Genomic DNA, 11,048 nt, shown 5'->3' with positions numbered 1-11,048 from the left:
CTTCAATCCGCTCGACTTGCATGTATTAGGCACGCCGCCAGCGTTCGTCCTGAGCCAGGATCAAACTCTCCATAATACTGGCTAGCCGATACGCAGCGCATTGCGTTGTCAGCTTCAGTCGTTCAGTCAGTCACGTACAGTTGTACGTTCCTTCCTTCACTCCATCGCTTCCTAGCACTGCACTACGTCTCGACCGCCAGGTTATAAGAAAATGAATAGCTCATTTCTTGCTGGCATCATTTAAGATGTCAATTTTGAATCCGAAGATTCGTTTGTGTTCGTTCGCCGGCAAGCCGGTTTCAGAACTTGTATTGTTGACGTTTTGCTGTTCAGTTTTCAAGGTTCATTGTTTGCCGTCTCGTTTTGACGACTTCATTATCTTAACACGTTGTCTTTCGATTTGTCAACAACTTCTTTTATTTCTTTTTTTTAGTTGTTTTACCTCGTAAGGACAAGTACTAATATACAATAAACCTTAATCATAAATCAAGCCTTTTTTAAAAATAATATACGTTTAATTTTCTTGCCATCGATAATAAACAACAAAATGCCTGCTATGACAACGATTCCGCCTGTTATTTGTGTAGCAGTTAATTTTTCTTGAAATACATAATAAGCGAGAATAGAAGCTCCTACAGGTTCAAAAAGGATAGCAATGGAGATAACATTTGTACTTACCCACTTAACAGCCCAATTAAATAATGAGTGACCTAGTAGGTTCGGGATGAGCGCGAGCATGAAAAACCAGAACCAATCAGAAGATGCGTAAGGTCCAAAAGATTCTCCTTTAATCAAGACATAAAAAAAGAGTGTGATTGTACTGATTGTATATAGAACAAACGTATATGTAATTAAAGAGATTCTTTTACGCACTTCTTGTCCAAAAAGAAGGTATGCTGTAATGAAAGCACATCCTGCCAAAGCAAGCATATCTCCATAGAAAGCAGTACCGCTCATTTGGAAATCTCCCCAACTGATGATGACACTTCCACTTATCGCAATGACTGCGGATAAAATGGTCTTCAAGGAAAGACGTTCTTTAAAAAAGAAATACGTTCCGACAAATGCAAATATCGGTTGCAGAGTGACTAGCACAGTTGAACTTGCTACTGATGTGTAATTTAACGATTCGAACCATAGAATAAAATGAAAGGCTAAAAATATACCAGCAATTGCTGAAAACAGCCAATCCTTCTTGGAAAACAGTAAAACTTCCTTTCTATATTTCAGTAAAAATAACGGCAACATGAGTAGTACTGAAAAAAACATTCTATAAAACGCTATTACACCAGCATCAGCAACAGCTAATTTTACGAAGATCGCAGATAATGCGACTGAAATGACACCAATAAGTATTGGTATATAGGGGTGTATTGAAGGCTTTTCCATTTTCACACTTCTCTTTCAATAAATTTCAGGTTAGTTTACATCCTGTTATGGTTAAAGACAATATAAGGAGTATAGCATATGTATACTTCCACAATAAGGGGGAAGCTGTATGGATTGGATTGCAAATAATTCCATGTATCCGGATGTATTAATTAAAATCGCTCTTGCATTAGGATTAAGTTTAATAATTGGGGTAGAGAGGGAAATAAAGAAGAAGCCAATTGGTCTTAAAACGAGTGCAGTAATTTCGACTTTCAGTTGTCTCTTGACGATCGTCTCGATGGAAGCAGCTTATCTTGTTCCATCCAGAACAGATATTAATGTAACAATGGATCCTTTACGACTTGCAGCACAGATTGTCAGTGGAATCGGTTTTCTTGGAGCGGGAGCCATTCTACGAAGAGGTAATGACAGTATTACTGGTTTGACGACAGCTGCAATGATTTGGGGAGCAGCGAGTATTGGAATTGCAGTTGGTGCCGGCTTTTATATAGAAGCAGCTTTTGCAGTGCTTAGTGTTTTGTTTGTTATAGAAGTGATTGCGCCTCTGCTTGGCAAGTTTGGCCCCAAACGAATCCGCTCAAAAGAAGCATTGTGCATCATCGTTATTTCAGATAAAAGTAAAATTGACGAATTGATACAATTACTTCGTGATGAGAATATGTCAGTGGAAAACTTGCGAATCCGTCAGACAAAGCGTGAAGGAATGGAACAGGCGCACAAATTGGATTTTCGTCTTAACGCGCTATCCAAAAAAAGCACCTCCCAGTTATACATGGAGTTAAGTGAATTACCTTTTATAGAATCCATCGAACTAGAAATCTACTCTTAATGGAGGCAATTGCAAATGAAAGACATAATGAGATTATTGAAAGATGGTAACAAGCCTTCTCTACTAGCGGGTGTGATTAATGCCGTTATAGCAATATTAAAAGCAGCAGCTTATATACTCACAGGAAATGTCGCCATGTTTGCAGAGATGCTTCACTCAATCGGAGATGCCGCTAACCAATTTTTCGTCTATATTGGCTCGGCATTATCCAAGAAAGCCCCGACGCCAAAATTCCCTAACGGATTTGGAAGAGTCGTCAATCTTGTTTGTTTAGGAGCAGTCATCATAGTCGCCATTATGTCTTATGAAGCTGTAAAAGAAGGATGGCATCATGTCCTTAATCCAACTGAAACGAAAGGTTTGGCTATCAATTTAAGCGTGTTGGGTGCAGCTATTTTACTGGAGTTCTTTGTTTTGTACAAAGCTTCTAAAGAAATTGCACATGAATCCGGCAGCTCACTTACAGGCTTTAAAGCTTTATTCTATAGCTTTTCTCATCTCGATAAAGCGAAGCCCGCAACAAAACTAGTGTTCATGGAAGACCTAGTCGCAACACTCGGAGGAGTTTTAGCATTTACGTCTGTCCTAATTGCGCATTACACCGGATTCCTTGCTGCTGAAGGTATCGCTTCGATGTTAATTGGTCTTATGATGTTTTATGTTGTAGGTAAAGTATTCCTTGAAAATGCGAGAGGTGCTATTGGTGAGACAGATGAAGAAATGCTTCAACATATAGCTAATATTGTTGCAGAGGATTCTGATATTAAAGATATCCAAAAGGTCGAAGTTATTAAAGAAGGTGAATACCTTCACGTCGAAATTGTCCTTGAAGTAGATCCATCCAAAACCGTAGCTTATATCGATGATGTCCGTGATCGGCTAATGCTTGTTATATTGAAACAAAAAGGCGTGAGAGATGTACTCATTTCATTTGATGAAGACGATGGCATCAAAACTTGGACCGGCCAAAATTCTACTGTTATTTCAGAAAGCACAACTATGAAGTTCCCGGAATAAAAAAACGCTGGAGTCGTGGACAAATCTGTCGACTCCGGCGTTTTTATGTTCCTTCTATTAAAGGGAAGCTTCTAAAATTGATTGCACTTCTTCTTTACTTAATTTACCGAATCTCCCTACAGGTCCATTCGCAGAAGCTTTCGCTACCATAACATCAATTTTTGACTCATCAATGTCAAAATCGCCTAGCGTTTCAGGCGCCCCAATTTTCGACCAGAACGAACGCAACTCATTAATACCTTCTTCTGCAATAACTTCAACAGACTTACCTTCAGGGTCAACCCCAAAAACATTTGTCGCCATTCTTGCAAAACGGCTTGGATTCAACTTCATCGTATGTCTCATCCAATTCGGGAAGAGTATTGCCAAACCTCCTGCGTGCGGAATGTCGTAAACTGCGGAGATGGCGTGTTCTATTTCATGTGAACCCCAGTCTCCCCCTGCATTCCCCATACCTAAGAATCCATTTAGCCCCCATGTACCACTTAAAAGTATGGTTTCACGAAGATCATAATTTTGCAGGTCATCCACTAGTTCCTCACCAGCTGCCATAATCGCACGCAATGCACCTTCACATAATTCATCTAGTAAAGGCGTGTTCGTTGCGTTATGGAAATATTGTTCGAATATATGGGACATCATATCGACAATTCCGTATACAGTTTGATCTCTTGGTAAAGACAATGTATATGTCGGATCTAAAATAGAGAATTTCGGAAAACTGAAAGGACTTCCCCATCCAATCTTTTCTTCGGTTTCTTCATTTGTTATAACCGATCCTGCATTCATTTCTGAACCTGTGGCCGCCATCGTTAGTATTGTTCCAAAGGGTATTGCATCGCTTGGGCTTGCTTTTTTCGACACAAAATCCCATGGATCTCCATCATACTTTGCTGCAGTGGCAATTAATTTCGTGCAATCAAGTACTGATCCACCCCCAACCGCAAGTATGAAGTCAATATTATTTTCTTTGCACATTTCAGCGCCTTTTATAGCTGTCGATAATCGTGGATTCGGCTCTACACCTCCGAGTTCAAACACTTTCTTATTCTCTTTATTCAATAACTCCATTAACTCATCATAAAGACCATTGCGTTTAATACTGCCACCGCCATATACAACGAGAATTCTATCGCCGAACGCAGATAATTCTTTCGGAAGCTTAGAAATGGACTCTTTTCCGAAAATCAGTTTAACAGGATTTTGAAATATAAAATCATTCATATTGAAGACCTCCCTTTACGTGTAATGACTATTATCCAAGATACAAAACCATCCTGCAAGTATGAGACGTCGTATATTGGGAATCCTATGTTGAGGAGGTGTATTGCTATGGAAAACTTTAAGAAACTAGCACTAGCCATTACAATTATCGGAGCTCTCAACTGGGGTGTTGTCGGATTATTCAATTATGATGTTGTCTCTCAATTCGCAGGAGGCTATGCAAAAATGCTCGCCCGCTTTCTTTACTTCGCAGTCGGACTTTCAGGTCTAATTTCACTCGGTTTGCTATTTGATCATTGGAATGAGGAACACCCAAACCCTACTACTGCGCAAAAGGTCGAAAAAGCATGAAAAAGCATCTCCCGACATGCAGGAGATGCTTTTTCATATTAGCTTATGCCCATCCACGGAATCGGGATGCTTCAGCTGTTTTACGAATACCGATCATATATGCTGCAAGACGCATGTCGATATTACGTGTTTCAGAGAAGTTGTATACATTTTCAAATGCATCAACCATCTTCTTTGTCATTCTTTCGCGAACTTCATCTTCTGTCCAGTAGTAACCCATATTGTTCTGTACCCATTCGAAGTAAGATACAGTTACGCCACCAGCACTCGCAAGCACGTCTGGCACAAGAAGAATTCCACGTTCAGTAAGAATTTTTGTCGCCTCGGATGTTGTTGGACCGTTTGCCGCTTCAACAACAATACGAGCTTTAATATCATGTGCGTTCTTTTCAGTGATTTGGTTCTCAATAGCTGCCGGAACAAGAATGTCGCAATCCAATTCTAATAGCTCTTCATTAGAAATTGTGTTGTCAAACAACGTTGTAACCGTTCCAAAGCTATCACGACGATCGAGAAGATAGTCGATATCCAAGCCATCAGGATCATGCAACGCGCCATAAGCATCAGAAATCCCGATAACTTTTGCACCTGCGTCATGAAGGAATTTAGATAGGAAACTACCTGCGTTTCCGAAGCCTTGGATAACAATGCGGGCACCCTTCATATCAATGTTACGCTTCTTCGCTGCTTCATTGATAATGATTGTAACGCCTTCTGCAGTTGCGCGGTCACGACCTTGTGATCCACCAAGTACAATCGGTTTTCCTGTAATGAAACCAGGCGAGTTGAATTCATCAATTCTGCTATACTCGTCCATCATCCACGCCATAATCTGTGCGTTTGTGAATACATCCGGTGCCGGGATATCCTTAGTCGGCCCCATTACCTGGCTCAATGCCCGTACATAGCCACGACTAAGACTTTCTAGTTCGTGCATGGACATTTCACGTGGATCACAAATGATTCCACCTTTACCCCCACCATAAGGAAGATCGACGATACCAGCTTTCAACGTCATCCACATGGATAGTGCACGTACTTCATCTGCACTTACTGCAGGGTGGAAACGAACTCCACCTTTTGTTGGTCCAACTGCATCGTTGTGTTGGCCACGGAATCCCGTGAATACCTTCACTTTCCCATCATCCATACGGACAGGAATTCTAACTTCAACCATTCTAATAGGTTCTTTCAGAAGTTCATACATTCCTTCATCATAGCCTAATTTGTCAAGCGCTTCCTTGATGACAACTTGTGTAGACGTAAACAGATTCAGGTTTTCAGTCATGTAAAAGTTCGCCTCTTTGATTTCATAATGTCTTTCTCCGCCAATATTGTACCACAGTACAAATGGGTTGTGTTGATTATTTCGTCAACTCGCAAAAACTTTCCTGATTTTTTCGAGTGCCCAGTCCAATTCTTCCTTAGTGATTACTAAAGGAGGAGCGAACCGGATAACAGTGTCATGCGTCTCTTTGCAAAGTAAACCGAGTTCTTTCAGCTCTTCACAGTACGGTCGAGCTGCTTCTGTTAATTCGACACCGATGAACAGACCACGGCCACGCACTTCTTTAATCGATGGGTTCGAAATTTTCTTTAATTCTTCAATGAAATAGTTTCCTAGCTCCAAAGACTTTTCTGCAAGCTTTTCGTCTTGTAAAACTTCAAGCGAAGCTATTGAAACTGCGCAAGCCATAGGGTTTCCACCGAAAGTGGATCCGTGTGAACCTGGGTTGAATACACCAAGGATATCATCGTTTGCAACGACACAAGAAATCGGGAATACGCCGCCACCCAATGCTTTTCCAAGGATGTACATATCCGGCTCAAAGCCTTCCCATTCAGTTGCAAACATTTTACCCGTTCTGCATAGCCCAGCTTGGATTTCATCTGCAATAAATAGGACATTATGTTTCTTACAAAGTTCGAAAGCCGCTTTCATATAACCCGCTGGTGGGATAATGATTCCTGCCTCACCTTGAATAGGTTCAATAATAAAAGCTGCAGTGTTTGGTGTAATTGCATTTTCCAACGCTTTCAAGTCACCGTATGGCACTAAGCTAATCCCTGGAAGCATCGGACCGAATCCACGCTTATATTCTTCTTCAGAAGATAAGGTAACTGCAGTCATTGTACGACCATGGAAGTTGTCTTTACATCCGATAATTTCTGCTTTGTTTTCTTCGACGCCTTTAACATCATATGCCCAGCGGCGAGCAGCTTTAATTGCTGTTTCAACTGCTTCAGCACCAGTATTCATAGGCAATGTCATATTTTTACCTGACAATTTGCAAATCATTTCATACCATGGTCCAAGTTGATCATTATGGAATGCACGTGAAGTCAATGTCACTTTGTCTGCTTGATCTTTAAGAGCTTTAATAATTTTCGGATGGCGATGCCCTTGGTTTACAGCTGAATAAGCAGATAGCATATCCATGTATTTATTGCCTTCAGGGTCCTTCACCCACACTCCTTCTGCTTCAGAAATGACGATTGGCAGTGGATTATAGTTGTTTGCACCAAATTTATTCGTTTGACTAATAATTTTTTCTGAGACTGTCATTATATTCCCTCCTCGTTTAAATATGTACATTGGAAGCAATACGCCTTATTGACGCATGCTTCCAACTTCCATTTATTGTTGTGAGATTTATTAATTAAAGTGTTTCTGAAGTCGTTTTACCTTGCATGTGAAGTTGCAAGTAGTCTGGTCCGCCTGCTTTGGAGTCTGTACCTGACATGTTGAATCCACCAAATGGTTGGTAGCCAACGATTGCACCTGTGCAACCACGGTTGAAGTATAAGTTACCTGCATGGAAATCTTCACGTGCCTGCTCGATATGCTCACGGTTTGTCGTGATGACAGCACCCGTTAAACCATAATCTGTATTGTTAGCAATTTCGATTGCTTCATCGAAGTTTTTCGCTTTTGTAATGCCTACAACTGGTCCGAAGATTTCGTCTTGCATAATTTTTGCATCAGGAGCAAGGTCAGCGATGACTGTAGGTGCTACAAAGAACCCTTTTGAGCTGTCGCCTTCTCCTCCAGCGATTAGACGGCCTTCTTCTTTACCGATTTCAATATAACTCATGATTTTGTCGAAAGAAGCTTGGTCAATTACTGGACCTGTGAAGTTTGCGTTGTCTGAAGGATCTCCGTATGTCAATTCCTTCGTCAACTCTTCTACACGAGCAACAACTTCGTCATAGACTTCTTCGTGAATAACTGCGCGTGAACAAGCTGAACATTTCTGTCCGCTGAAACCGAATGCTGATTTCACGATGGATTGTGCAGCCAATTCAAGGTCAGCTGTGTTATCTACTACGATTGTATCTTTTCCGCCCATTTCAGCGATGACACGCTTCAACCAAATTTGGCCTTCATTCACTTTACCAGCACGCTCATAAATGCGCGTTCCAATTTCACGTGATCCTGTGAATGAGATGAAACGTGTGCGTGGGTGATCGACTAGGTAGTCTCCTACTTCAGCGCCTGAACCAGGGATGAAGTTAACGACTCCTGCAGGCATCCCTGCTTCTTCCAATACTTCGATAAATTTATATGCAACAACAGGTGTTGTAGATGCTGGCTTCAATAGAACCGTATTACCAGTAACAAGTGCAGCTACAGTCGTACCGGCCATAATCGCAAATGCGAAGTTCCATGGAGAAATAACAACACCTACACCAAGTGGAATGTAATCGAAACGGTTATATTCACCAGGACGGCTCTCAACAGGCATGCCATCTTTCAATTTCAGCATTTGACGTGCATAGTACTCAAGGAAATCAATTCCTTCAGCAGTATCCGCATCCGCTTCGTTCCATGGCTTACCAGCTTCTTTAGTTAATAGCGCAGAGAACTCATGCTTACGGCGGCGAACAATTGCTGCCGCTTTAAAGAGAACATCCGCACGGAATTCAGGTTTTGCTTTTCTCCACGTATTGAACGTTTCATCAGCAACTTTCATCGCTTTTTCAGCAAGATCTCTGCTTGCTTTAGAAACGCGGCCGATAACTTCTTCTTTATTAGCAGGGTTAGTAGAGACAAGCTTGTCATCTGTCATAATACGCTCGCCACCGATAATTAGTGGGTAGTCTTGTCCAAGATAGCCTTCAACTTTCTTCAAAGCCTCTTCGTATGCTTTTTTATTCTCTTCAAGTGTGAAATCTGTAAATGGTTCGTGTTTGTATGGAATCATTTTACTCCTCCTCAATTATGCTTGCGCAAAAAATATTTGCATTTATTCACTAGCTACATTTATAATAATGCAAGAGATTGTTGCATATTTCAAGTGTTTTTAATTATTTTCCGAAAAAAAGTTTATGGAAGGTGTTTTTGATGAATACAATCGACCAATCCCTCTTTCCTTTATATGAATTTGCCGTTAATCGGGCAGGAGTAGGTATTCACGCTGTTGATCATACCGGACGTACTGTCATTTACAATAACAAAATGAAAGCAATTGAAGGTTTTGAGCTTGAAGAAGTAGCAGATCGATCAATTTTAGAACTATTTAATTTAAATCAAGAAGAGAGCACTTTGTTGAGAGTATTACAAAGTGGAATTGAACAATTGAATGTTAAACAGACATATTGGAATCGTAAAGGAAATGAAATAACGACGGTTAATGATACGTATCCTATTTTTCATGAAGAAGAGCTAATAGGTGCTGTAGAAATCGCCAGCGATGTCACTGCTCTTGAAAAATTCATATTACATCCATTGCGTAAAGACAGCGACCCTGTAACATTCAGTCAAGTAATCGCTAAATCAGAAGAAATGAAAGCTGTCGTAACTACTGCCATCAAAGCTGCCCAAACAAAATTGCCCGTTCTACTCATTGGTGAATCAGGCACAGGAAAAGACCTCATCGCAGAAAGCATCCATAACGAAATTTCGCCTGCCAACGGTTCATTTTACACACTTTCATGTCATCGTTCGGATAGTTCATTTATCGATCGACTGCATGAAGATTTGAATGTCAATGAAGTGTTCACGTTATTCTGTGACCGTATCGATTTATTATCCATCCCTCTTCAGCAAAAACTGTATTCATTTTTAAAAAGCATTGGACAATCTGGACATCAATTCATTGCGAGCATCGGGGATGATCCTGTTGAATTGATTGGAAACGGAACATTGCTGAAAGACTTATATTACTTTTTCACTTCGTTCGCAATAAGAATCTCTCCATTACGAAAGAGGAAAGAAGATATTTTACCGTTCGTTAACTCCTATTTGGAGAAGAGAAAGAAACGGTTTGGCACATCACTTGACGGAATTGCACCTGAAGTGGAAGAACTGTTTTTGCGTTATGATTGGCCTGGTAATATGCGAGAATTGGAGTTTTTGTTAGATGAAGTTTCTTCACTTGCTTCTACAGAGTCAATTATTTCTTACGGCATGTTGCCGCTACACTTCCGTCTAAAAACGGACGGTATGAATGACAATCCGATTCAAGCGGCGGATTTCATCGTCAAACCACAAAAAGAATTATTGCCTCTGGATCAGTATTTAAAAGATGCAGAAGCGTATTACCTTCAAAAGGCAATGAAGTTGCATGAAGACAATATTACAAAAACTGCTCAAGCACTCGGCATGAGCAGGCAAAATCTTCAATATCGATTACGGAAGTTAAAAAACGGGAGAGGCTAATTAGCCATCTCCCGTTTTTGTAGATTTAGTAACCCGATCGGTTGATCCAGTCTGTTAATTTGTCTTTTAACGAATTAAATCCGTCTGCATCATGTTCTTTAACTTTTTCTTGTAACGATTTGCGGGGACGTCCTGGTCTTTGCATTGAAGCTGGTGGCTCTTGAAGGGCGCGGATGGATAAGCTGATTTTCCCTGCCTGTTCATCCACTTCAAGCACTTTAACTTGAACTTCATCTCCAACTGTCAAATAATCATTAATGTCTCTGACGAAGCCATATGTGATTTCTGAAATATGGACAAGTCCCTGGGTTGCATCATCTAACGCTACAAATGCGCCATATGGTTGGATTCCCGTAACCTTGCCAGTCAGCTCTTCCCCCACTTCGTATTTTTTGCCCATGTGAAACAGCTCCCAATCTAATACTATCGAATTTGCCTATACGGCCATCAGCAATTATACCATAGTAAGCCCTTTCATAGCAAAAATAGCACTTATATACTTGAAGATTCCGCTTATTCATAACTGTAGTTTAAGACTAATACGACAAGCTGATCGTATATACCAAGTTCAAT

General features: G+C 40.6%; 10 protein-coding genes and 1 rRNA gene. 4 read left to right on the top strand and 7 right to left on the bottom strand.

What is annotated here, in order from left to right; genetic code table 11:
* Positions 1-76: ribosomal RNA gene (locus tag H9649_RS13650) — 16S ribosomal RNA — on the bottom strand; the annotation flags it as partial.
* A gap of 410 nt (positions 77-486) precedes the next feature.
* A complete protein-coding gene (locus H9649_RS13645) occupies positions 487-1,389 on the bottom strand; it encodes a DMT family transporter (protein ID WP_191695449.1) in 903 nt (300 codons plus the stop codon).
* 109 nt (positions 1,390-1,498) lie between these two features.
* Between H9649_RS13645 and H9649_RS13640 the strand changes: the two genes are divergently transcribed.
* On the top strand, positions 1,499-2,221 hold the full coding sequence (locus H9649_RS13640) for an MgtC/SapB family protein (protein WP_191695448.1): 723 nt from the start codon (positions 1,499-1,501) through the stop codon (positions 2,219-2,221).
* A 15-nt stretch (positions 2,222-2,236) separates the two neighbouring features.
* A complete protein-coding gene (locus tag H9649_RS13635; protein ID WP_191695447.1) occupies positions 2,237-3,238 on the top strand; it encodes a cation diffusion facilitator family transporter in 1,002 nt (333 codons plus the stop codon).
* 57 nt (positions 3,239-3,295) lie between these two features.
* Here the strand turns inward: H9649_RS13635 and H9649_RS13630 are convergent, their stop codons facing one another.
* Positions 3,296-4,462 (bottom strand): iron-containing alcohol dehydrogenase, encoded by a 1,167-nt coding sequence (locus H9649_RS13630; RefSeq protein WP_191695446.1) that lies wholly within the window; start codon positions 4,460-4,462, stop codon positions 3,296-3,298.
* Between the two features lie 108 nt (positions 4,463-4,570).
* Between H9649_RS13630 and H9649_RS13625 the strand changes: the two genes are divergently transcribed.
* The gene (locus tag H9649_RS13625) at positions 4,571-4,813 is read left to right on the top strand and encodes a DUF378 domain-containing protein (protein ID WP_191695445.1); all 243 of its coding nucleotides are present in this window, start codon (positions 4,571-4,573) and stop codon (positions 4,811-4,813) included.
* Positions 4,814-4,856: 43 nt separating this feature from the next.
* Here H9649_RS13625 and H9649_RS13620 read toward each other — a convergent pair whose 3' ends face one another.
* From H9649_RS13620 to pruA, 3 genes are all read right to left on the bottom strand, one after another.
* Positions 4,857-6,101 (bottom strand): Glu/Leu/Phe/Val family dehydrogenase, encoded by a 1,245-nt coding sequence (locus H9649_RS13620; protein WP_191695444.1) that lies wholly within the window; start codon positions 6,099-6,101, stop codon positions 4,857-4,859.
* An 84-nt stretch (positions 6,102-6,185) separates the two neighbouring features.
* On the bottom strand, positions 6,186-7,379 hold the full coding sequence (locus tag H9649_RS13615) for an ornithine--oxo-acid transaminase (RefSeq protein WP_191695443.1): 1,194 nt from the start codon (positions 7,377-7,379) through the stop codon (positions 6,186-6,188).
* Between the two features lie 94 nt (positions 7,380-7,473).
* Positions 7,474-9,018 (bottom strand): L-glutamate gamma-semialdehyde dehydrogenase, encoded by a 1,545-nt coding sequence (pruA, locus tag H9649_RS13610; protein WP_191695442.1) that lies wholly within the window; start codon positions 9,016-9,018, stop codon positions 7,474-7,476.
* A gap of 140 nt (positions 9,019-9,158) precedes the next feature.
* Between pruA and H9649_RS13605 the strand changes: the two genes are divergently transcribed.
* A complete protein-coding gene (locus tag H9649_RS13605; protein WP_191695441.1) occupies positions 9,159-10,475 on the top strand; it encodes a sigma 54-interacting transcriptional regulator in 1,317 nt (438 codons plus the stop codon).
* A gap of 25 nt (positions 10,476-10,500) precedes the next feature.
* Here H9649_RS13605 and yugI read toward each other — a convergent pair whose 3' ends face one another.
* Positions 10,501-10,875 carry a S1 domain-containing post-transcriptional regulator GSP13 gene (gene yugI, locus H9649_RS13600; protein ID WP_191695440.1) on the bottom strand — a complete coding sequence of 125 codons (375 nt, stop codon included), beginning with the start codon at positions 10,873-10,875 and terminating at the stop codon, positions 10,501-10,503.
* Positions 10,876-11,048 lie beyond the last annotated feature (173 nt).

This window comes from Sporosarcina quadrami, from assembly GCF_014836615.1.
Classification (GTDB): Bacteria; Bacillota; Bacilli; order Bacillales_A; family Planococcaceae; genus Sporosarcina; species Sporosarcina quadrami.
Note: the sequence above shows the minus strand (reverse complement) of the source record. Positions and strands in the feature narration are given on the sequence as shown.